Origin of the sequence: Streptomyces sediminimaris (assembly GCF_047049295.1) — a bacterium.
GTDB lineage: Bacteria > Actinomycetota > Actinomycetes > Streptomycetales > Streptomycetaceae > Streptomyces > Streptomyces sediminimaris.
The window spans coordinates 7,768,196-7,790,356 of the sequence record NZ_JBJWOT010000001.1 but is presented as its reverse complement, the minus strand read 5'-3'; the positions used below and the strand labels follow the sequence as shown (position 1 = coordinate 7,790,356).

Here is a 22,161-nt window from a genome sequence, read left to right as displayed (position 1 = left end):
ATGACCGCCACCACACTTGAGAAGACATCCGTCGACAAGGCCGCCACGGTCGAATTCCGCGCCCTGCGACGGCAGTTCGGGGCGACGGTCGCCCTCGACGGACTCGACCTGACGGTGCGGCCCGGTGAGTTCCTGGCGCTGCTCGGCCCGTCCGGCTGCGGGAAGACCACCGCGCTGCGGATGCTCGCCGGGTTCGAGCACCCCGACTCCGGCGAGGTGCTGGTCGACGGTGCGGACGTCACCCGGGTGCCGGCCCACCGCCGTGACGCCGGGATGGTCTTCCAGTCGTACAGTCTCTTCCCGCATCTGAACGCACTCGACAACGTCGCCTTCGGCCTGCGGATGCGCAAGGTGGGCGCGGCCGAGCGCCGGGCGCGCGCGGCCGGGTTGCTGGAGCTGGTCGGACTCGCGGACAGGGGCGACCGGTTCCCGCACCAGCTCTCCGGCGGCCAGCAGCAGCGCATCGCGCTCGCCCGCGCCCTCGCGCTGCGCCCCCGCGTCCTGCTGCTGGACGAGCCGCTGTCCGCGCTGGACGCCAAGGTACGGCTCACGCTGCGCGAGGAGATCCGCCGGCTCCAGCAGGAGCTCGGCATCACCACGCTGTTCGTCACGCACGACCAGGAGGAGGCCCTGTCCGTCGCCGACCGGGTCGCCGTGATGCGGGCCGGACGGCTCGAACAGTGCGCCGGGCCGGCCGAGTTGTACGGGCGTCCGGCCACCGCGTTCGTCGCGGAGTTCGTCGGCACGATGAGCCGGATCCCCGGCCGGCTGTCCGGCACGACCGTGGACGTCCTCGGCCTGCGGCTGCCCGCCGAGGGCACCCTGCCCGCGGCGGCCGAGGTCGACGTGCTGGTACGGCCCGAGGCCGTGCGGCTCACCGCGGACGACACCGGCGACGCCCGGGTGACCGCCACGGCGTTCCTCGGCTCGGCCACCCGCCTGACCGTGCGCCTGGCCGACGGCACCGCGGTGAAGGCCGACCTGCCCACGCACGAGGCCGCCGCGCTGAGCGCCGGAGCGGCCGTCCGGGTGTCGCTGCCCGAGCGGCCGGTGCTGGTCGCCGAACGCCTGGCGTGACCCGCCCGACCAGTCCCGCCTGACACCCCCCACACGAAGGAAGAGACCGTGACCCGACCCCCGCTGCGGGCCGTCCTGTTCGACATGGACGGCACGCTCGTCGACACCGAGCGCCTGTGGTGGGAGGCGGTGCACGACGTCGCGTCGGATCTCGGGCGGCCGCTGACCGGGGCCGACCGGCCGGAGGTGCTCGGCAGGTCCGTCGGGCACACCGCCGCCTGGCTGGGCCGGCTCACGGCCGAGCCGGCCGAGCCGCTGGCTCGCCGGCTGCACCGCGAGTTCACCGACCGCGTCCGCACCGGCGTCGCACCGCGCCCCGGCGCGATCGCCCTCCTCGACGCCCTCGCCCGCGAAGGCGTGCCGACCGCCCTGGTCACCGCCTCCCCCCGCACGGTCACCGACGACGTCCTGACCGTGCTCGGCACCGACCGCTTCCAGGTCTGCGTCACCGCCGACGACACGGCGCACACCAAGCCCGCCCCCGATCCCTACCTCGCCGCCTGCCGCGCGCTCGGCGTCGACCCCGCCCACTGCGTGGCCGTCGAGGACACCCCCACCGGTGTCAGCTCCGCGGAGGCCGCCGGCTGCGCGGTACTGGCGGTGCCGTCGCTCGCCCCCATCCGTCCGGCGCCGGGGCGCACGGTCGTGCACAGCCTGGAGGAAGTGACCCCCGACCGGCTGCGCTCCCTGCTGGAGCCGTCCCGGCTGCGCGTCATGAGCTGGAACCTCTGGTACGGCGGCACGAGGGTCGACGACCACCGGGCCAAGCAGCTCAAGGTCATCCTCGACACCGGGGCCGACGTCGTGGGCCTGCAGGAGACGGCCGGCACGGCGGCCGCGGAGCTCGCCGACGCGCTCGGCTGGTACCACCACCGGGCCGGCGAGAACCTCGGCATCATCAGCCGCCACCCCATCACGGCCCGCCTCGGCGACCCGGAGACCGGCTTCTACGGCGCGGCGGGCGCCCGTGTCCGCGTCGGCGGCACGCGGGAGGTGGACGTGTGGACGGCCCATCTCCACTACACGCCCTACGGTCCCTACGAGGCGGACTTCGACGGGCTCGGGCCGGAGGAACTCGTCGCCCATGAGGGCGTACGGCTGGAGCAGATGCGGCAGGCCCTGCGATGGATCGCGGAATCCGCGGACGCCGCCACGCCGGTGATCCTGACCGGCGACTTCAACTGCCCCTCGCACCTGGACCGGCCCGCTGTGCCCTGGCCCGTGACCCTGGCCGCCGAGGAGGCCGGGCTGCGCGACTCCTACCGGCAGGCGCACCCCGACCCGGACCGCGCACCGGGCCACACCTGGTCGCCGGTGCACACCTGGCACGAGGGCGACGCTTCCCGCCGGGAGCCGCAGGACCGCATCGACTACGTGCTGCACAACGGCCGCGGCCTGGACGTCGTCGACTCCCGCACCGTCGTCACCGGCAGCCCGCGCGACTGGCCGGACGTGGCCGGCAACGACTGGCCGTCGGACCACGCGGCCGTCCTGACGACCTTCGCCGTGCACTGCTGAGGGCTCTCGCCGTACGGGCGTGGGCCCGGTCAGCCGGCCGCGTTCTCCATCCGCAGGCGCACCTGTTCCTCCAGGCGCTGCAGGCTCCTGTCGAGGGCTTCGCGCACCGCCCTCTCCCCGGGGTCGTGCTCGTCGTCCAGGAAGGACAGGTGCACGGTGACCTCGCTGGTGCCGTTGTCGATGCCCGCCACCTGGAGGTAGCCGGTGTACCCGCTGTCGTGGCGGGTGCCCCATTCCAGCCGCATCTGGTCCGGGCGGGGGCGCAGCAGGGCGGGCGTGTCGTGGTCCGCGCCGTCCTCGTGGACGGTGACGGCGGGCGGGTCCTCGGCCCGCACGTGCAGTTCGTTCGGCAGCCAGCTCTCCAGTTGGTCGACGTTCGCGGCCTGGTCGAAGACGTGCTCGGGCAGCGCGGGCATGGCTCGGGAACGCTCGTATTCGGTCATCGCTCTTCGTCCTCGACGTGTCTCGTACACAGTCCCTCGACGTGTCTCGTACACAGCGACGCGTGCCCTTTTCGCCGGGCTTGAATCAGTTGCTCCGTCCGAGTGGTGGATACGCGCGGGCGGTCGTAGCGTCGTAGCGTCGGTACGTGACGACTGGGGGAAGCACCATGCGCAGGTACGCACTGAGGACCGCGGTGACCGTCCTGTTCGCCGCCTCGCTGGCAACGGCGGCGGGAGCGCCCTCCTCCGCCCGGCCGACGGCGGTGCCGGCCGCGCACGAGGCCCGGCAGCAGGCCCGCTCCCCGGTGCTGGTGGACTGTCTGTGGCACGCGAAGGTCCGCCCGGCCTCCTTCATGCTCGCCTGCGGTGACGGCAACAGCCGGCTGGTCTCGCTCCACTGGTCCCAGTGGGGTCCGCGCACGGCGCGGGCCGAGGGCGTCAACGTCGTCAACGACTGCAAGCCCTACTGCGCGGCGGGCCGGTTCCACTCCTACCGGGTCGCCGTCCGGCTCGACCACGTCAAGCCCTGGAAGAAGCACCCCCGGCTGCCGCACTACAGCCGGATGACCCTGAACTACGAGGGCCACCGGCCGCAGCACTTCGCGAAGACGGTGACGTATCCCCTGTGGGACTGAGTTCTCCCGCGGCCGCCGTCATCGGCGGCCCTCCGCCTTGCTCGGCGGCCGCGGCCGTGGGTCCTCCCCCGCCGTGAGGTGTTCGAGGACCTCGACGAGTTCCTGGCAGGCCTGTTCCACCGAGCGCCTGGTGTTGAGCTGCTCGGTGATCACCGCGGAGAGGAGCAGCGCGGTCAGCGCCATGGCGCCGTTGAAGGCCTGGAGCTTGATCATCACTTCGATGCGGGTCAGCCGCGCGAACGGTCCGACCTGGTCCGTCGCGGCGACGGTGGCCATGACGGAGGCGAAGAGGGCGCACAGCATGCTGCCCGCGAGCTGGAAGCGCAGTGCCGCCCAGATCAGCAGCGGGTAGACGAGGAAGAGCATGCTGACGCCGGTGCGGCTGGCGAAGGGCACGACGGCGAGGGTGACGGCGGCCAGGGCCGCGGCCTCCTTCCACCGAAGGGCGGGCGGACGACCGCGCGCCCCGTGGAGCACCAGCAGCACCGGAGTGACGATCAGGACGCCCATCGCGTCCCCGGCCCACCAGGCCGACCAGACGACCCAGAAGCCGTCCGCGGCGAGCTTGCCGGTCAGCACCAGCAGGCCGGCGCCCGCGGTCGCGCTGATCAGCGTGGCCGTGAAGGCCCCCAGGAAGACGAGGGCGAAGCCGTCGCGCAGCCGGGCCAGGTCGGTGCGGAAGCCGACCCTGCGCAGCAGGTGGTACGCGCAGACGGGGGCCGCGGTGTTGCCCACCAGGGTGCCGATCACGGCGGGCTGGAGGGAGCTGATGGACATGACGACGAGCAGGGCGCCGAGGGCGATGCCGGGCCAGGTGCGCAGCCCGAACAGGAGCAGGCAGGCGACGGCGACACCCGTGGGCGGCCAGATGGGTGTGACCACGGCGTGCTCGACGACGAGCTGCCGCAGCAGTCCGAGCCGCCCGGCGGCGTAGTAGCAGGCGGCGACGGCCGGCGTCTGGAGGGCGAAGACGGCCGGCCGCCTCAGGTCCTGGAGAGCCACCACAGCTGCCATCAGACACCGGCGCCGCCCCGGCGGCGAGGCGAGCGGGGCCGGGGTCCGGCCCTATGGCTGAACGACCGGCCCGTCGTGGCCCACGACCAGCACCGCCGCGTCGTCCTCGTGACCGACGCTTTCGGCCACCTTCATCACGCCCTCGGCGAGCGCGTCGGCCTCCATGCCGGCGACCGCGGCGATCCCCGCGAGCCGTACGACCTGCTGCAGGCCGTCGTCGACGGACAGCGACGGTCCTTCGACGACGCCGTCGGTGAGCAGGACGAACACGCCGCCCGTGGTGAGCCGGTACCGGGTCACCGGGTACCGCGTCCGGTCCTGGATACCGAGGGGCGGCCCGCCCTCGTCCTCGGCGATGCCGCAGTCTCCGTCCGCCGTGGCCCAGATGTGCGGCACGTGCCCGGCCCGTGCGCTCTCCAGCACGCCGGTGGACGGGTCGAGCCTTATGAAGGTGCAGGTGGCGAACAGGTCGCTGCCGAGGGTGAGGAGCAGGTCGTTGGTCCGGGAGAGGAGTTCGCCGGGGTCGCCGGTGACGGAGGCGAGAGCGCGCAGGCCGACGCGCACCTGGCCCATGAAGGCCGCCGCCTCGATGTTGTGCCCCTGGACGTCGCCGATGGACAGTCCGATCCGGCCGTCCGGCATGGCGAAGGCGTCGTACCAGTCGCCGCCCACGTTGAGGCCGTGGCAGGCCGGCACATAGCGGACGGCGAGATGGAAGCCCCTCGCGCTCGGCATGCCCCGGGGCAGCATGCCGCGCTGCAGGGCGAGGGCCAGCTCGACCTGGGAGCGCTGGAGCTCGGCGAGCTCGCGTGCCTGCGCGGTCAGCGACCCGAGTCTGGCGAGCAGTTCGTCGCCGTGCTCTGCGCGCTCGAGGGACATCGATCACTCCGGCGGGGCCGTGGGCCAGGACCCCTTCACGGCAAGACGCATGATTACGCTCTTGAAGCGATAATAGCGACATAACGGACAGGACACGGGTCGCGGCGATGTTCCGCCGATCACCTCGCCGGCGGCCCGTGCCGCCCTCGTCCGCGCTCAGCCGCCGAGGGCCGCCATCACCACGTCCCTGGCCTCGTCCTGCACCTGCCGCAGGTGGTCGGCGCCGCGGAAGGACTCGGCGTAGATCTTGTACACGTCCTCGGTGCCCGAGGGCCGGGCCGCGAACCAGGCGCTCTCGGTGCTCACCTTGATGCCGCCGATGGACGCGCCGTTGCCCGGCGCCTCGGTGAGCACCCCGGTGACCGCCTCGCCGGCCAGCGTGTCCGCCGTGACCTGCGCGGGTGAGAGCTTGGCGAGCAGCGCCTTCTCCTCGCGCGTCGCGGGCGCGTCGATGCGCGCGTAGGCGGGCTCGCCGAAGCGGGCGGTCATGGCGGCGTAGTGCTCCGACGGGGTCCTGCCGGTCACCGCGATGATCTCCGAGGCGAGCAGCGCCAGGATGATGCCGTCCTTGTCCGTGGTCCATACCGACCCGTCCCGGCGCAGGAAGGACGCCCCGGCCGACTCCTCGCCGCCGAAGCCGATGGAGCCGCCGACCAGTCCGTCCACGAACCACTTGAATCCCACGGGCACCTCGACCAGACGGCGTCCGAGATCGGCGGCGACCCGGTCGATCATGCCGGAGGACACCAGGGTCTTGCCGATGCCGGCGCCGGCGGGCCACGCCTCGCGGTGGGCGTACAGGTAGGAGATGGCCGTGGCCAGATAGTGGTTGGGATTCATCAGCCCCGCGTCCGGCGTGACGATGCCGTGCCGGTCGGCGTCGGCGTCGTTGCCGGTGGCGACCTGGAAGCGGTCGCGCTGCTCGATGAGGGAGGCCATCGCGTAGGGCGAGGAGCAGTCCATCCGGATCCTGCCGTCCCAGTCGAGCGTCATGAAACGCCAGGTGGGGTCGGCGAGCGGGTTGACCACGGTCAGGTCGAGCCGGTGCTGTTCGGCGATACGGCCCCAGTAGGCGACCGACGCCCCGCCGAGGGGGTCCGCGCCGATCCGGACGCCGGCCGCGCGGATCGCGTCCAGGTCCAGCACGTTGGGCAGATCTGCGACGTAGGCCCCGAGGAAGTCGTGGCGGCGGGTGGTCTCGGCCGCGAGGGCGCGGGTGTACGGGATGCGCCGGACGTCCTTCAGACCGCCGGCGATGATCTCGTTGGCCCGGTCCTGGATCCAGGAGGTGGCGTCGGAGCCGGCCGGTCCGCCGCTCGGCGGGTTGTACTTGAAGCCCCCGTCGGCGGGCGGGTTGTGCGAGGGCGTGACCACGACGCCGTCGGCGAGGCCGGAGGCGCGGCCGCCGTTGTGGGTGAGGATGGCGTGCGAGACCGCGGGCGTGGGCGTGTAGCCGTCCGCGCTGTCGATGAGCACGGTGACGCCGTTGGCCGCGAACACCTCCAGCGCGGTGACCCGGGCGGGTTCGGAAAGGGCGTGGGTGTCGGCGCCGAGGAAGAGCGGGCCGTCGGTGCCCTGCCGGTCCCGGTACTCGCAGATCGCCTGGCTGGTCGCGGCGATGTGGTCCTCGTTGAACGCGGTCGTCAGGGACGACCCGCGATGCCCCGAGGTGCCGAACGCCACCCGCTGGCCCGGGTCGGCCGGGTCCGGGTGCAGGGCGTAGTACGCCGTGACCAGCCGGGCGACGTCGACGAGGTCCTCGGGGGCGGCCGGCTTGCCCGCTCGCTCGTGCTGCATGTGCCCGCTCCTCCACATGGGTTGCCCAGAACTGTTGCCGCCCCATCTTCGCTCCTCACGTGGCGGACAGCGAGAGCGGGTCGGCGCCGGGGCGGTGGGGGCGGCGCGCCGACGGGGTCCTGCTGAACGGCACGCAGACGACTCGGCGGCTCGGGGACGCAGGAGGGGTGCGTCTGCGGGGTGACGGAACGCCGCGTGGAGACGGGTATGCCGCGCGGAGACGGGTACGCCGCGCGGAGACGGGTACGCGGTGCGGGTGCCGGCCGGGACCGGGCATGGGAACCGGTCCGGGCCGGGCCTTCGGAGCCGGTCCGGGCATCGCCACAGGAACCGGGCCGGGCATGGCCACAGGAACCGGTCCGGGCATGGCCACAGGAGCCGGGCCTGGCCGGGTCGCAGCAGCGGGTCCTGTCCTCGGAGCCGGTCCGGGGTCCGGAGCCGGTCCCGGAGTGAGCCCGCCTACCAGGGGAGGCCGAGAGAATGACCACGCAGCAGCGTTCCGGCGGCGGCACGGTGGCGCACCAGCTCATCGCCGCGCACCTGCTCGAGGGACGGATGGACCCCGGTGAGGAGATCGGCCTGAAGGTCGACCAGACACTCACCCAGGACGCCACCGGGACCCTGGTGATGCAGGAGTTGGAGGCGCTCGGCCCGGACCGCGTCCGCACCGAGGTGAGCGTGCAGTACGTGGACCACAACATCCTGCAGGCCGACGAGCGCAACGCCGAGGACCACGCCTTCCTGCGCTCGGCGGCCCGCCGCTTCGGCGTCTGGTACTCCAAGCCCGGCAACGGCGTCTCGCACCCCACCCACATGCAGCGCTTCGGCGTCCCCGGCAAGAGCCTGGCCGGCTCCGACTCGCACACCTGCGCCGCCGGTTCGCTCGGCATGCTGGCCATCGGCGTCGGCGGCCTGGAGGTCGCCCTCGCCATGGCGGGAGAGCCGCTGTACGTGCGGATGCCGCGGATCTGGGGCATCCGCCTGACCGGCGCCCTGCCGGACTGGGTCAGCGCCAAGGACGTGATCCTGGAGATGCTGCGCCGGCACGGTGTCAAGGGCGGAGTCGGCCGGGTGCTGGAGTACCACGGGCCGGGCCTGGAGCACCTGACCGCGATGGACCGGCACGTCATCGCCAACATGGGCGCCGAGTTGGGCGCCACCACCACGGTCTTCCCCGCCGACGGCGCCGTGCGGGACTTCCTGCGGGCCGAGGGCCGTGAGCACGACTTCCGCGAGGTCGCCGCCGAGCCCGGCGCCCGTTACGACCTCGACGAGGAGATCGACCTCTCCGCCCTCCAGCCGCTGATCGCCCGTCCCACCTCCCCGGGCAACGTCGTGCCCGTCCGGGAGGTGGCGGGCGAGCCCGTCGAGCAGACGGTGATCGGTTCCTCCGCCAACCCGGGGCTGCGTGACTTCCTCGTCGCGGCCGCCATGGTCCGGGGCCGGCAGACCGCCCCGGGCGTGAGCTTCGACGTCAACCCCACCTCCCGGGAGATCCTCCAGGACCTCACCCGAGCCGGAGCCACCTTCGATCTCCTGGCCTCGGGCGCGCGGCTGCACCAGACCGGCTGCCTGGGCTGCATCGGCATGGGCCAGGCCCCGACGTCGGGCCGCAACTCGCTGCGCACCTTCCCCCGCAACTTCCCCGGCCGTTCCGGCACCGAGGACGACGCGGTCTGGCTGTGCTCCCCGGAGACCGCCACCGCCTCGGCGCTCGAAGGGAGCATCACCGATCCGCGTGACTGGGCCGCCGGCCGGCGGGTGCCGTATCCGGAACCGGAGCTGCCGGAGGAGGCCGCGGTCAACACCGCCATGCTGGAGCCGCCCCTGCCGCCCGCCGAGGCCGCCGGCGTTCAGCTGGTACGGGGGCCCAACATCTCCGCGCTGCCCCGCCTCGACCCCCTGCCCGACTCCCTCGACGTACCGGTCCTGCTCAGGGCCGGCGACAACGTCTCCACCGACGAGATCTCCCCGGCCGGGGCCCGGGCACTGCCGTACCGCTCCAACATCCCCAAACTCAGCGAGTTCACCCTCACCCGCCTGCAGGCCGACTACCCCGAGCGCGCCGCCGAACTGCGTGAGAACGGCGGGCACATGATCGTCGCAGGCGAGAACTGGGGCCAGGGCTCCTCCCGCGAGCATGCCGCGATCACACTGCGCCATCTCGGGCTCCGCGCCGTACTGGCCAGGTCCTATGCCCGCATCCACTGGCAGAACCTCGCCAACTTCGGCGTCCTGCCACTGCGGTTCGACGATCCCGACGACCAGGAACGCGTCCGGCCCGGCGACCGGCTGAGCCTCGACCACCTGCACGAAGCGCTCGCCGACGAAGCGCCGCCGGCCCTGCCGCTGCGCAACGTCACGCGGGACGAGACGTACCGGATGCGCCACGACCTCTCGGCCCGGCAACGGCGGGCCGTCCTCGCGGGCGGCACCATACCGGCGCTGGCGGGGACGCGAGGACAGCCGCCGCCTCCTGCCGGATAGCCGGATGGCCGGATAGCCGGATGGCCGGATGGCCGGAGCTTTCTGGCGGACAGCCGCGGCGTCCCGCCGTCCGTACGCGGGCGTCGCAGGTCACCGGCACGACAGCCGTCAGGTCACCGGCACCACAGCCACGGGACAGTGCGCGTGGTGCAGGACGGTGTGCACCACCGTCCCCAGCGGCAGTCCGAGCCTGCCCTCGACCGGATGGCGCGGCAGCACCAGCAGACCGGCCCCGGCCGATGCCTGCACCAGGGCGGTGGCGGGCGAGTCGACGGTCAGCTCGGTGTCGAGGCGGACCTTCGGGTGCTCGGCGACCGGGCGCGCGACATGGTTCAGCAACCGGGCGTGCGCGTCCCGCTCCCCGTCCGCGTGACCGGCCCGGGGCAGCCTCAGGCCAGCGCCCGCGGGCGGCGTCCAGGCGTGCACGAGGCGCAGGCCCACCCCGTGCGACTCCGCCTCGGTGAGGGCGAACCGTACGGCCTCCTCGTCCCGCTCGTCGCGTACGCCCACCACGACGTCCCGGCCGACCGCCTTTCCCGTGTCCCCGCGCACCACCACGACCGGCCGCTCCGCGTGCGCGGCCACCTTCAGACTCACCGAACCCAGCAGGCCGGCGAGTCCGCCCCGTCCACGGTCGCCCACCACGACCAGGTCCGCGTCCGCGGCGGCGGCCAGCAGCGCCGCGGCCGGGTCGTCGCGGGCCAGGTGCGTGTCGATCGGCACTCCGGCGGTGGCCGTCCCCAGCCGCTCCCGGGCGTCGTCCAGTACGGCGAGGGCCGTCACGAGGGCCTGGTCGGTGAGGCCCACGCCGGTCTCGCCGTACGCCCTGTCCGTGCCACGGCCGACGGCGTGGGTGATCTGCAGTGCGCTGCCGCGCCGCTGGGCCTCCGTGGCCGCCCAGTCGGCCACGAGCCGGGCCTCCGGGGTGTCGTCGATCCCGACGAGCACGACGCCGGGCCGGCCGGTGCCGGTCACCGTGTCCCCGCGGGCGACGTGTCCCGCCGTGCCTGCCGGCACTCCTGCTGCCGCATCAGTCCGTGTCCCTTCGGTCTCCGGGAGGTCTCGGCCCGCCCGGGTACCCGACGGGCTCCCGACCCACACGGCGGCCGGGCTCCCCACCCCCACACAGCGGCCGGCCCGTTGCGGCCGCTCGCCCTCGACATCGACTGAACAACCGTTTAGCATGCTGTACATGCGTTCAATCGGAGACGACCGAACCACCCGTGCGGTCATCCGCGACGAGGCACTGCGGCTGTTCGCGGCGAGTGGGCCGGACGCTGTGACCGTGCGGCAGATCGCCGTCGCCGCGGGCGTCTCGCCGGGCCTGGTCGTTCATCATTTCGCGTCCAAGGAGGGGTTGCGCAGCGAGGTCGACGCATACGTCCTGGACGTCTTCGAGACGATGCTCGGTGAGCTGACCGGCGAGGGCGGAGCGGAACTGCTCGACCCCGGTGCCGGGCCCGGTTCACTGAGCGAGGTGTTCGCGCGGCACCTTCCGGACGGCTCACCGCTGCCGGGCTACGTCCGCCGGCTCCTGGTGTCCGACACGGATGCCGGACGGGTGCTGTTCCGGCGGCTGTACGGCCTCAGCGGAGCGGCGCTGGACGGCCTGGCCGCGGCGGGCCTGGCCGCCCCGGGACGGGATCCGGCGGTGCGCGCCGCCTTCCTCCTGGCCAACGACATGGCGCTGTTCCTGCTGCGCGACCGGCTCACGGAGGTCCTGGGCACGGACCCGCTGTCGGCCGACGGCATGACCCGCTGGGCTCCGGAGATGCTCAGCGTCTATGCGGGCGGACTGACCGCGACACCACCGGAATCCGCCCGTCACGGACCGCCCAGGCGGCCCGACCGACAACCCCACTGACATCACCGATCGCACCGGCGTCAGCACATCACCGATTCCCCGACATCACCGACATCACCGACATCAGCGGAACCGCAAGGAGACGCTCCTTAGGAGACTGCGCATGGCTCGCGGCTCAACACCCGTCCAAGAACCGGTACTTCAGGCCCTCGACGTCCACAAGTCCTACGGCAGGCATCGCGTGCTGCGGGGCGCCGACCTCACGGTCGCGCCCGGCCGGCTCGTCGCCGTCGTGGGAGAGAACGGCGCCGGGAAGTCGACACTGCTCAAGATCCTCGCCGGCACCCTGCCCGTGGACAGTGGCGAGGTGACCCTGTCGGGCACCCTCGGCCACTGCCCGCAGGATCCCGTGCTCAACGCGAGCCTCACCGTCGAGCAGCACCTGCGGTACTTCGCCGCCGCCCGCCGCCTGCCCGACCTGGGCCGCGGCCGGGAACTCGTCGAACTCCTCGGCTACGAGCGCTACCTGGCATCCGTCGCGGGTGAACTGTCCGGCGGCACCCGGCAGAAACTCAATCTCACCCTGGCCCTCCTGCACGACCCGGACGTCCTGCTCCTCGACGAGCCCTACCAGGGCTTCGACTGGGAGACGTACCTCCGGTTCTGGGATCTGGTCGACGATCTGCGCGCCCGCGGCAAGGCCGTCGTGATCATCACTCATCTCGTGTTCGAACAGAACCGCTTCGACCTGCTGGCCGACCTCACGGACGGCCGGCTCACCCCGCGCGCGGCTTCCCGGGAGGAACAGCATGTCGGCAACTGACACACGGCGGCCACGGTCGATGTACGGCCAGTTCCCCACGGCCCTGCGGTTCGGCGTGCGCGACCAGACCCGCAACCGGCTCGCCGGACTGCTGCTCCTGCTCTTCGTCCCCGCCTGGTACCTGCTGATGGACGCCATGGCCGGACACACACCGCTCGACTTCAAGCTGTACGCCACCGGCGAGGTCCTGCACGTGGACGGCGGTCACCTGACGCTGATCTCGGCCGGGCTCAACTCGGTCACGATGATCGCCGGGTTCGTCGTGTTCGACGCCGTACGCAAGTCGCTCGCCTTCGACCGGCGACTGGTCTTCGCGGGGTACCGGCACGGCACGCTCATCGGCGCGAAGTCCCTCGCCATCGCCACGGTCGCCGCAGCGATCGCCCTCTACACCGCGCTCGCGGTGCTGCCCTTCTGGCGTCCGGGTCCGGCCGGCTGGCTGGCCGTGTGCGCCGGCTTCACCGTCATCGCGCTCGCCTACGGCGCGCTGGGGCTGCTGCTGGGTGTCCTGGTCAGGCACGACCTGGAGGGCTTCTTCCTGATCATCATGGGCGGGCTGATGGACACCTTCCTGCAGAACCCGCTGGGCAATCCGCTCGCCAACAAGCCGATCCTGCGGTGGTTCCCGTCCTTCGGGCCCATGCAGTTCGCCGTCGGCGGCTCCTTCGCCCGCACCGCGCTGTGGGACCATCTCGCGCTCGGTCTGGCCTGGGCGGCCGCGTTCGGCGCCCTCGGACTGGTCATCTTCCGGATCAGGACCCGCAACCGCACACACACCACCGCGGCCGCTTACTCCCGCCGCAGTAGCCCGCCACTGCGGCGGGAGTAGCCACAACCCGCTCCCCCGGCAGGACGACCGCCCCGGCCCGCCGGGCGAGCATGAGGGCATGATTCTCATCGAACTCTTCGTACCGGCGGGCGTACTGGACCACGCACAGAAGGAAGAGGCCGGCAAGCGCCTCGTCGACGCGTTGATGGGCACCGAGGACGCCCATGCCGAGGCGGTCATGGACTCCGCGCGGGCCCTCACCCAGGTCCTCGTCCACGAGCCCGCCGCCTGGATCACGGGCGACCGTGATCCGGTCGACCCCGCCGACCCGCCCCGCTACCTGGTCCGCGTCAGCGCTCCGGCCGCCTGGCGCAAGGAGATGAGCGGCCACGCCATCGACCGCCTCACCCAGGCCCTCGCCGAGACCGAGGCGGCGGCCGGCCGCGACCCCGGCCGGCTCCGCGACCGGCCGCACGCCCTCGTCCATGTCGTGGGCATCGCGGAGGGCAGCCTCGGCATGCACGGCCGGGCCATGGGCAGCCTCGACTTCATCCAGCACATGACCGCGCCGCACCGGGACGCCATCGCGCACCTGTCCACCGACGACCTGCCGCCCGGCACGGTCATCGACCCGGTGTGCGGCATGACCGTCGACCTCGCCTCCACCGACCTCACCCTGGAGATCGACGGCACCGTCCACGGCTTCTGCAACGGCCAGTGCCGGCGCATCTTCGCCGACGAGCACGGCGTACCGCTGAAGGCCTGAGCGCGCCGCCGGCGATGCCGCACCGGCTGTCCACCGGCTGCGGCGCCGTCGCGGCTGCTCGCGCCGTGCGCCGCTCCCCTCCGGGGCGCCGCCGAACCGCGGCGGGCCCCGCTCCACCAGCCGGGCCGCCACGGCACGGGGCGCCGGCGCGCCGGGCGTAATCGGCCGCCTGCGGTGCGGCCGAGGACCCCGACGCCGTGGCGGCGGTTCCTCGCGCCGTGCCGCACGCCCTCCTCGTCACCCGTGGCGTGCTCGGGTGCGGGGCGCGCGGCCCGCGCCGGCGAGGTGTGCCGCTCGCCGTGCCGCACGCCCGCGCCGTGACCCCGCCCCCGCCGTGCCGCAGCCCCTCCCCACGACGAAGGCCCTCCCCGCGACGAACCCCCGCCTCGCGACGAACCCCCGCGCGCCTCTCGGACGCCCGCCCCCGCGCCCTCGCACCGACAGATCCGCAGTCGGCCCCGCCCGCCGATGGTTGCTCCCGCGAACGATCCGTATCGCCGGGCCCGCCCCCCGTCACCTGAACAGCCCACAGAGCTCTGCCGCAAGAGGCGGGGCACGGTTTGCAGTGTGACGGTGGTGGAAGGCATGGGCGCGCAACCGGATCCGAGGAGGCGGGATGGCAGAGGGCCTGACCGAGCCCGAGGCGGCGCGTCCCGTCGCCGAAGGCGGCACGTACCAGGCGCGCCCGGTCCGACGGGGCTTCGAGGAGCTGAGCGCCGTCGCCGACGCCGTCCTCTACGAGGGCTATCTGCTCTATCCGTACCGCCGCTCCTCCGCGAAGAACCGCGTCCGGTGGCAGTTCGGCGTGCTCTTCCCCCGTGACTGGGCGGAGGCCAACGGGCCGGTCGTCCCGGGTCTGTCCGGTGCGGCGGACTCCTGGTACCAGCAGACCGAGTGCCTGCTGCGCGTCCAGCGGCCCGACGCCGTCGTACGGGTGCGGGTGCGCTACCTGCAGACACAGCACAAGCAGGTGGAGGAGACCGGACCGGACGGCAGCCATCGTGCGGTCGCGTCGCTGCGGACCGCCGACGGCACGGCGCATCTGACCTTCGAGGAGGCCGTGCCGCACGAAGCCGAACTCACCGTCCCGCTCGCCGACTTGCTGCGCGGCGAACGCTCGGTCGCCGCCGGCGCCCCGGGCGCCACGGACGTCGAGCCGCTGCCCGGGGCCACCGGGCGGGTGGTGCGGCGCCGCGCCGAAGTCGGGGCGGACGCCAGGCTGGTGGCCGAGCGGCTCTCCGGGGACGTCTGCCGGCTGCGGGTGCGCACGGAGAACACCGGGTCGCTCCCCGATCCGCGGACGCCTCGCGACCAGGCCCTGCGCCACGCCCTCATCGCCACCCACACCCTGATCACCGGCGACGGCGTGGAGTTCGCGTCGCTGATCGATCCGCCCGCCGGACTGCGCGAGCACGCCCGCGTGTGCCGGAACGACTTCACCTTCCCGGTGCTCGGCGGCGAGGCCTCCACGGAAGGGACCGGCGTCGGACACCTCGTGCTCTCCTCGCCGATCATCCTGCCCGACCACCCCCAGGTGGCACCCGAGAGCCCCGGCGACCTGCACGACGCCGCGGAGATCGACGAGATCCTGACCCTGCGCACCATGCTGCTGACGGACGAGGAGAAGCAGGAGGCGCGCGCGACCGACGCGCGGGCCGCCGCGATCCTCGACCGGGTGGACACCATGCCCCCGGAGGTCCTCGCGCGCCTGCACGGCGCGGTCCGCTCGCTGGCGCCGGCCGCACCCGCCCCCGCCCCCGAGCGACCCGCCTGGTGGCGCGAGGACGCCGAGGAGGGGCTGTCACCGGCCACCGACACCGTGCTCGTCGACGGCGTCCCCTTGCGGGGAGGCAGCCGCGTCAGGCTGCGCCCGCGGGGCCGGGGCGCCGACGCCCAGGACATGTTCCTGGCCGGGCGGACCGCGCGGGTGGCCGCCGTACTGCGCGACGTGGACGGCAGCACCCACCTGACCGTCACGCTCGACGACGACCCCGCGGCCGAACTCAACAGCTGGTACGGCCGCTTCCACTACTTCCGGCCCGACGAACTCGAACCGCTCGAGGCCGCCGACGCACCGAACCAGCCGTCGGCGCCGGCTCCCGCCGCGACCCCGGCGGTGCCCCCGACCGACTCCGACACCCCCCGCAGCGGAGGCCGATGACATGACAGCGCACACCACCGACGCCGACCGCGCCGAAGACAAGAAGGGCATCGACGAGATCCACATCCTCTGGATCTCCGAGGGCATGAGCTGCGACGGCGACACCGTCTCCCTCACGGCCGCCGGCCAGCCCTCCATCGAGGACGTCGTGCTCGGTCTGATCCCGGGCCTGCCGAAGGTGAACCTGGTCAACAAGGTGCTCTCCCCCAGCCTGGGCGGCGAGGACTTCCTCGCTCCCTACCGGGCGGCGGCCCGCGGCGACCTGGCGCCCTTCATCCTCGTCATCGAGGGCTCGATCCCCAACCAGAACGTCATCGAGGGCGACGGCTACTGGACGTCCTTCGGCAACGACCCGGAGACCGGCGAGCCGCAGACCCTGAACTGGTGGATCGACCAACTCGCCCCGAAGGCCTGGGCGGTGGTCGCCGCCGGCACCTGCGCGACCTTCGGCGGCATCCACGCGATGGCCGGCAACCCCACCGGCTGCATGGGTCTCGCCGACTACCTCGGCTGGGACTACAAGTCCCAGGCCGGGCTGCCCGTGGTGAACGTGCCCGGCTGCCCGATCCAGCCCGAGAACTTCATGGAGACCCTGATCTGGGTCCTCCAGCACGCGGCCGGCGACGCTCCCCCGCCCCCGCTGGACCACATGCTGCGCCCGCAGTGGCTGTTCGGGAAGACGGTGCACGAGGGCTGCGACCGGGGCTCGTACTACGAGCAGGCCACCTTCGCGAACGACTACAACTCCCCCAAGTGCCTGGTGAAGACCGGCTGCTGGGGTCCGGTCGTCAACTGCAACGTGCCCAAGCGCGGCTGGATGGCCGGCATCGGCGGCTGCCCGAACGTCGGCGGCATCTGCATCGGCTGCACCATGCCCGGCTTCCCCGACGCGTTCATGCCGTTCATGGACGAGCCGCCCGGCGGAACGCTGTCGTCGCTCGCCATCAAGCCCTACGGCGCGGTCATCCGCCGGCTGCGCGGCATCACCAACGAACTCGTCAACCACGAGCCGCGGTGGCGCCACAACAAGCGGGAGCTGACCAGCGGTTACGACCCGCACTGGCGGCCCTGACACCGCCACCCGCACCCCACCCGCACCCCACCCGCAAAAGCCACACCCCACCGACAGCGAGGCAGCAACAGCAATGACCACCACCGAGGCACGGCCCACCGGACGCAAACCGCCGCAGATCGTGGACATGTCCTGGGATCCGATCACGCGCATCATCGGCAACCTGGGCATCTACACGAAGATCGACTTCGCCAACCAGGAAGTCGTGGAGTGCCACAGCACCTCGTCCCTGTTCCGCGGCTACTCGGTGTTCATGAAGGGCAAGGACCCGCGGGACGCGGGCTTCATCACCTCGCGCATCTGCGGCATCTGCGGCGACAACCACACCACCTGCTCCGGCTACGCCCAGCAGATGGCCTACGGCGTGAAGCCGCCCCCGCTGGCCGAGCACATCGTCAACCTCGGCGAGGCCGCCGAGTACATCTTCGACCACACGATCTTCCAGGACAACCTGGTCTTCGTGGACTTCTGCGAGGCGATGGTCAAGGCCACCAACCCCGGCGTGCTGGCCCGCGCCGAGCGCACCGACGCGCCCCGCGGGGACATCCACGGCTACCGGACCGTCGCCGACATCATGAAGGCCTTCAACCCCTTCGAGGGCGAGGTCTACAAGGAGGCGCTGAAGGTCAGCCGGATCACCCGGGAGATGTTCTGCCTGATGGAGGGGCGGCACGTCCACCCCTCCACGCTCTACCCGGGTGGTGTCGGCACCCTGCCGCAGCCGACCGTCTTCACCGACTACCTCAGCCGGCTCATGCGGGTCATCGACTTCGTCAAGAAGGCGGTGGCCATGAACGACGACGTCTTCGACTTCTTCTACGAGGCGCTGCCCGGCTACGAGGAGGTCGGCCGCCGCCGCACCCTGCTCGGCTGCTGGGGCGCCTGGCAGAACCCCGACGTCGTCGACTACCGCTACGAGAACATGAACGCCTGGGGCAAGGCGATGTACGTCACGCCGGGCATCATCGTGGACGGTGAACTGGTCACCAACAACCTTGTCGACATCAACCTCGGCCTGCGCATCATGCTGGGCAGCTCCTACTACGAGGACTGGGTCAACGAGCGGCCCTTCGTGACCCACGACCCGCTCGGCAACCCCGTGGACATGCGCCACCCCTGGAACCAGACCACCGTCCCGGTGCCGCAGAAGCGGGACTTCGACGACAAGTACAGCTGGGTGATGAGCCCGCGCTGGCTCGACGGGCGCACCGGCGACCACCTCGCCCTGGACACCGGCGGCGGCGCCCTGGCCCGGCTGTGGTCGACCGCGCTGAGCGGCCTCGTCGACACCCCGTACGTCAAGGCCACCGGCAGCAGCGTGCGCATCTCGCTGCCCAAGGGCGAGAAGCTGCCGGAGACGACCCTGGAGTGGCGGGTCCCGAAGTGGAGCAACACCATCGAACGGGACCGCGCCCGGCCGTACTTCGTCGCCTACGCGGCCGCGATGGCCCTGCAGTTCGTGGAGGACGCCATGGGGCTGGTGCGGGCCGGCGACACCAAGGTGTTCGAGAACTTCGAGGTGCCCGACGAGGCGATCGGCTGCGGCTTCCACGAGGCGGTGCGCGGTGTCCTCTCCCACCACCTGGTGATCAAGGACAAGAAGATCGCCAACTACCATCCGTATCCGCCCACCCCGTGGAACGCCAGCCCCCGCGACAAGTTCGGCACGCCCGGCCCGTACGAGGACGCCGTCCAGGGCCAGCCGATCTTCGAGGAGAACGGGCCGGACGACTTCAAGGGCGTCGACATCATGCGCACCGTGCGCAGCTTCGACCCGTGTCTGCCGTGTGGTGTGCACATGTACGTCGGCAACGGCAAGACGCTCACCACCCTGCACTCCCCGACGTACGGAGCCGACCATGGCTGAGGCCGGGGCCCCGCCGGAGCGGCTCGCGGACCCGGCGGTCGAGGCCCGGCTCGCCCGGCTCGACGAGCTGCTGGCCGGACTGGAGTCCGCGCCCGGCCCCACCACCCGCTCCGCGGTGGAGGCGGTACGGCTGCTGACCGAGGTCTACGGCGAGGCACTGGCCCGCGTCATGGACCAGGCGGACGCCCGGCTGGCCGAACGGCTCACCGGTGACGAGCTGGTGGGCCACCTGCTGGTGCTGCACGCCGTGCATCCCGAGCCCGTCGAGCGGCGGGCCGCCCGCGCGGTCGAGCGCCTGCGGCCCGCGGTGCGCGAACGCGGCGGGGACGTGGAGTGGGCGGGCGTGGAGGAGGGAGTGGGCCGGGTCCGGCTGACGGCGGGCGGCGGCTGCGGTTCGGGGTGCGGCGGCGGATCGGCCGACGTCACCGCGGTGGTCCGGGAAGCGGTGCTCGCCGCCGCTCCCGAGCTGACGGCGGTGGAGCCGGTGCGGGCGCCCGCTCCCGCCGCCTTCGTACCGCTGACCTCCCTCACGCACCGGGATGCGCGGTGACCGCGGACGGGGCCCTGGCCCGCCTCATCCGCACGCCGGTGGAGGCCGGTGAGCGGTGCGACCTGTGCGCCGCGCCGGTGGCCGGCGAGCACCCTCACCTGTACGACACCGCCGAGCGGCTGGTCTGCTGCGCGTGCGGCCCCTGTTCGGTGCTGTTCGCCGAGGACGGGGCGGGTGAGGGACGCTACCGGCTCGTTCCCCGCAGGCGCATCCGGCTGCCCCGGGTGGACACTGAGGTCCTGGGCGTGCCCGTCGGGCTGGTCTTCTTCGTGCCCCGGGCCGACGGCACGGTCACCGCCGAGGGTCCGAGCCCGGCCGGGGCCATGCGGTGGGAGGTGGACGCGGCGGCCTGGCGACGTCTCGCCGCCGCGCATCCGCAGCTCGCCTCCGTGGCGCCCGACGTCGAGGCCCTGCTCGTCAACACGGTCCACGGCCTCGACCACCACTGGATCGTGCCGGTCGACGACTGCTTCCGGATGGTCGCCGTCGTACGCCGCGCCTGGCAGGGGCTGTCCGGGGGCGGTGAGGTCTGGTCGGCCGTCGAGAGGTTCTTCGAGGACCTCACGGAGCGGCCGTGAGGACGCACTCCGCGGCGCGGAGGCGAGGAAGGAGCGCATTCATGGGCAGCATCAGGGTCGGCCGCGCTCAGGCCAAGCCCGACGACACCGGGCATGTGCCCGGTCTGCATCAGGGCAACAGGGGGCCGTACGAGCGGCAGACCGGACACCACAAGGACGGCACCGCCGACGCGCGCCGCTCCACCGGGATCCATTGGAAGCGGCACGACGCCCTCCTGGACGTCATGCCGAACATCCCGCCGGGATGAGGACAGCGGATGAGAGACAGTAGGGAGTCGCCGGAAATGACGGTCCAACGAGCGGGAAGCAAGTCGGCCACGAACACGGGTCAGCGGCTGCTGGTGGCCGAGGCCGCGGTGGCCGGCGCCCTGGTCCTGGCGCTGTTCGTGCGGGAGCTGCCGAGCCTGCGGCGTGAGCTGCGGATCTGGCGGATGGCCGGCGGTCTGCGCGCGGGCAACCGCTACCCGTGAGCCCGCGATGCACGAGTTGTCGATCGCGACCGCGATCATCGAACGGGCCGGTGAGCTCGCCCGGACGGACGGCGCGGAGCACGTCTCGGCGGTGACCGTCCGGGTCGGTGAGCTGGCGGGGGTCGTGCCCGACGCCCTGGATTTCGCCTTCGAGGTGGCCCGCGAGGGCACCGCCCTCGCGGCGGCCCGGCTGGTGGTCGAGCACGTCCCCGCGCAGGCCTGGTGCGGTCCGTGCGCCGAGGAGTTCGCGGTGGGCATGCCGCCGTTCTTCTGGTGCCCGCGCTGCGACCGGCCCTCCTCCGAGCTGCGCAGCGGCCGGGAACTGCAGATCACCGGGATCGGCTGACGAGGACGGGGCCCCGCCGCGGCACGCGTGCCGCGGCGGGGCCCCGTCGTGTGCGGTTCAGCAGATGCGCGGCAGCTGCTCGCCGAGCGGCAGGTCGACCACCCGGGTGCCGCCGAGGCCGGTGGCGACCACGACCATGCCGGGATGCTCGGCGACGCACTCCCCGATCAGCGTGGCTCCGGTGCCCTGCGGATGGGCGCGCATCGCCGCGAGGACCTCTTCCGCCGACTCGGGGGGCACGAAGGCGACGAGCCGGCCCTCGTTGGCGACGTAGAGGGGGTCCAGACCGAGGAAGCCGCAGGCGTTGGCGACGGCGTCCGGCACGGGGACGGCCCGCTCACGGAGGCGGACGCCGGTGCCCGAGGCCCGCGCGATCTCGTTGAGGGACGCGGCCAGGCCGCCGCGCGTGGGGTCGCGGAGCACGTGCAGGTCGGGGGTGACCGCGAGCATCGCCGCCACCAGGCCGGCGAGCGGCGCGGTGTCGCTGGCGAGCTCCACGCCGAACTCCAGCCCTTCCCGTACGCTCATGATCGCCACGCCGTGCAGGCCGATCGGGCCGCTGACGATGACGGCGTCGCCGGGCCGCGCGCGCTGGGGCCGGATGTCCACCCCGTCGGGGACGAGGCCGACCCCGGCGGTGGTGACGTAGACACCGTCGCCGTGCCCGGCCTCCACCACCTTGGTGTCGCCGGTGGCCACCACGACCCCGGCCGCCCGGGCCGCCGCCCCCATGGCGCGTGCGACGCGCTCGACCACGGTCAGCTCCACGCCCTCCTCCAGGACGAAGGCCGCGGACAGGTAGGCGGGTGCGGCCCCGCTCATCGCGAGGTCGTTGACGGTGCCGTTGACCGCGAGGTCGCCCAGGCAGCCGCCGGGGAAGAACAGCGGCCTGACCACGTAGGAGTCGGTGGAGAACGCGAGCCTCGCGCCGCCCAGTGGCAGGACGGCGGAGTCGGCGAGAGCGGCGAGGGTGGGGTTGCCGTAGGCCGGCGCGAAGACCTGCTCCATCAGCTCGGCGGACAGGGCGCCGCCCCCGCCGTGCCCCATGACCACCACGGGCTGGTCGCGCAGGGGGGCGGGACAGCTCCAGCCGGCGGGATCGACG

At 72.9% G+C, this 22,161-nt stretch carries 22 protein-coding genes; 16 read left to right on the top strand and 6 right to left on the bottom strand.

All coding sequences use genetic code 11. The features are described from left to right. Window positions 1-1,077, top strand: a complete 1,077-nt coding sequence (locus ACJ9NR_RS35675; RefSeq protein WP_412492427.1) for an ABC transporter ATP-binding protein — start codon at window positions 1-3, stop codon at window positions 1,075-1,077. A 48-nt stretch (window positions 1,078-1,125) separates the two neighbouring features. Next, window positions 1,126-2,595 carry an HAD-IA family hydrolase gene (locus ACJ9NR_RS35670; protein ID WP_412492426.1) on the top strand — a complete coding sequence of 490 codons (1,470 nt, stop codon included), beginning with the start codon at window positions 1,126-1,128 and terminating at the stop codon, window positions 2,593-2,595. A 29-nt stretch (window positions 2,596-2,624) separates the two neighbouring features. Here ACJ9NR_RS35670 and ACJ9NR_RS35665 read toward each other — a convergent pair whose 3' ends face one another. Beyond that, window positions 2,625-3,038 carry an SRPBCC family protein gene (locus ACJ9NR_RS35665; RefSeq protein ID WP_412492425.1) on the bottom strand — a complete coding sequence of 138 codons (414 nt, stop codon included), beginning with the start codon at window positions 3,036-3,038 and terminating at the stop codon, window positions 2,625-2,627. Between the two features lie 167 nt (window positions 3,039-3,205). Here ACJ9NR_RS35665 and ACJ9NR_RS35660 point away from each other — a divergent pair, with 167 nt between their 5' ends. Beyond that, window positions 3,206-3,673, top strand: coding sequence for a hypothetical protein (locus tag ACJ9NR_RS35660; RefSeq protein ID WP_412492956.1), 468 nt, complete (start codon window positions 3,206-3,208; stop codon window positions 3,671-3,673). A gap of 18 nt (window positions 3,674-3,691) precedes the next feature. Here the strand turns inward: ACJ9NR_RS35660 and ACJ9NR_RS35655 are convergent, their stop codons facing one another. From ACJ9NR_RS35655 to pgm, 3 genes are all read right to left on the bottom strand, one after another. Then, a complete protein-coding gene (locus ACJ9NR_RS35655) occupies window positions 3,692-4,687 on the bottom strand; it encodes an MASE1 domain-containing protein (RefSeq protein ID WP_412492424.1) in 996 nt (331 codons plus the stop codon). Window positions 4,688-4,738: 51 nt separating this feature from the next. Beyond that, the gene (locus tag ACJ9NR_RS35650; protein ID WP_412492423.1) at window positions 4,739-5,566 is read right to left on the bottom strand and encodes a PP2C family protein-serine/threonine phosphatase; all 828 of its coding nucleotides are present in this window, start codon (window positions 5,564-5,566) and stop codon (window positions 4,739-4,741) included. 156 nt (window positions 5,567-5,722) lie between these two features. Further along, entirely contained in the window at window positions 5,723-7,363 is a 1,641-nt protein-coding gene (gene pgm / locus ACJ9NR_RS35645) for a phosphoglucomutase (alpha-D-glucose-1,6-bisphosphate-dependent) (protein ID WP_412492422.1), read from the bottom strand. A 480-nt stretch (window positions 7,364-7,843) separates the two neighbouring features. Between pgm and ACJ9NR_RS35640 the strand changes: the two genes are divergently transcribed. After that, window positions 7,844-9,850: an aconitate hydratase gene (locus tag ACJ9NR_RS35640; RefSeq protein WP_412492421.1), complete on the top strand. Its 2,007-nt coding sequence runs from the start codon at window positions 7,844-7,846 to the stop codon at window positions 9,848-9,850. A gap of 108 nt (window positions 9,851-9,958) precedes the next feature. On the opposite strand, the gene ACJ9NR_RS35635 is transcribed toward ACJ9NR_RS35640, so the two are convergent. Beyond that, on the bottom strand, window positions 9,959-10,825 hold the full coding sequence (locus tag ACJ9NR_RS35635) for a universal stress protein (RefSeq protein WP_412492420.1): 867 nt from the start codon (window positions 10,823-10,825) through the stop codon (window positions 9,959-9,961). 217 nt (window positions 10,826-11,042) lie between these two features. Here ACJ9NR_RS35635 and ACJ9NR_RS35630 point away from each other — a divergent pair, with 217 nt between their 5' ends. The 12 genes from ACJ9NR_RS35630 (at window position 11,043) to hypA (ending at window position 21,056) form a co-directional block, all read left to right on the top strand. Beyond that, the gene (locus tag ACJ9NR_RS35630) at window positions 11,043-11,714 is read left to right on the top strand and encodes a TetR/AcrR family transcriptional regulator (RefSeq protein ID WP_412492419.1); all 672 of its coding nucleotides are present in this window, start codon (window positions 11,043-11,045) and stop codon (window positions 11,712-11,714) included. 103 nt (window positions 11,715-11,817) lie between these two features. Continuing rightward, a complete protein-coding gene (locus ACJ9NR_RS35625) occupies window positions 11,818-12,477 on the top strand; it encodes an ABC transporter ATP-binding protein (RefSeq protein ID WP_412492418.1) in 660 nt (219 codons plus the stop codon). Further along, entirely contained in the window at window positions 12,464-13,306 is an 843-nt protein-coding gene (locus ACJ9NR_RS35620; protein ID WP_412492417.1) for a hypothetical protein, read from the top strand. The genes ACJ9NR_RS35625 and ACJ9NR_RS35620 overlap by 14 nt, the downstream gene beginning before the upstream one ends. Before the next feature lie 58 nt (window positions 13,307-13,364). Next, window positions 13,365-14,012, top strand: coding sequence for a hypothetical protein (locus ACJ9NR_RS35615; protein ID WP_412492416.1), 648 nt, complete (start codon window positions 13,365-13,367; stop codon window positions 14,010-14,012). Between the two features lie 616 nt (window positions 14,013-14,628). Further along, entirely contained in the window at window positions 14,629-16,173 is a 1,545-nt protein-coding gene (locus tag ACJ9NR_RS35610; protein WP_412492415.1) for a hypothetical protein, read from the top strand. 1 nt (window position 16,174) lies between these two features. Beyond that, a complete protein-coding gene (locus tag ACJ9NR_RS35605) occupies window positions 16,175-17,245 on the top strand; it encodes an NADH-quinone oxidoreductase subunit B family protein (RefSeq protein ID WP_412492414.1) in 1,071 nt (356 codons plus the stop codon). 73 nt (window positions 17,246-17,318) lie between these two features. Next, the gene (locus ACJ9NR_RS35600; protein ID WP_412492413.1) at window positions 17,319-19,112 is read left to right on the top strand and encodes a nickel-dependent hydrogenase large subunit; all 1,794 of its coding nucleotides are present in this window, start codon (window positions 17,319-17,321) and stop codon (window positions 19,110-19,112) included. Continuing rightward, window positions 19,105-19,662 (top strand): NifU-related iron-sulfur-binding protein, encoded by a 558-nt coding sequence (locus ACJ9NR_RS35595; protein WP_412492412.1) that lies wholly within the window; start codon window positions 19,105-19,107, stop codon window positions 19,660-19,662. The genes ACJ9NR_RS35600 and ACJ9NR_RS35595 overlap by 8 nt, the downstream gene beginning before the upstream one ends. Next, the gene (locus ACJ9NR_RS35590) at window positions 19,659-20,240 is read left to right on the top strand and encodes a DUF5947 family protein (RefSeq protein WP_412492411.1); all 582 of its coding nucleotides are present in this window, start codon (window positions 19,659-19,661) and stop codon (window positions 20,238-20,240) included. Before ACJ9NR_RS35595 ends, ACJ9NR_RS35590 begins: the two co-directional genes overlap by 4 nt. A 41-nt stretch (window positions 20,241-20,281) precedes the next feature. Further along, window positions 20,282-20,488, top strand: a complete 207-nt coding sequence (locus ACJ9NR_RS35585; RefSeq protein WP_412492410.1) for a hypothetical protein — start codon at window positions 20,282-20,284, stop codon at window positions 20,486-20,488. A 36-nt stretch (window positions 20,489-20,524) separates the two neighbouring features. Further along, window positions 20,525-20,710: a hypothetical protein gene (locus ACJ9NR_RS35580; protein WP_412492409.1), complete on the top strand. Its 186-nt coding sequence runs from the start codon at window positions 20,525-20,527 to the stop codon at window positions 20,708-20,710. Between the two features lie 7 nt (window positions 20,711-20,717). Then, window positions 20,718-21,056, top strand: a complete 339-nt coding sequence (gene hypA / locus ACJ9NR_RS35575; RefSeq protein WP_412492408.1) for a hydrogenase maturation nickel metallochaperone HypA — start codon at window positions 20,718-20,720, stop codon at window positions 21,054-21,056. 57 nt (window positions 21,057-21,113) lie between these two features. Here hypA and hypE read toward each other — a convergent pair whose 3' ends face one another. Beyond that, window positions 21,114-22,103: a hydrogenase expression/formation protein HypE gene (gene hypE, locus ACJ9NR_RS35570; RefSeq protein ID WP_412491815.1), complete on the bottom strand. Its 990-nt coding sequence runs from the start codon at window positions 22,101-22,103 to the stop codon at window positions 21,114-21,116. Window positions 22,104-22,161: the final 58 nt, after the last annotated feature.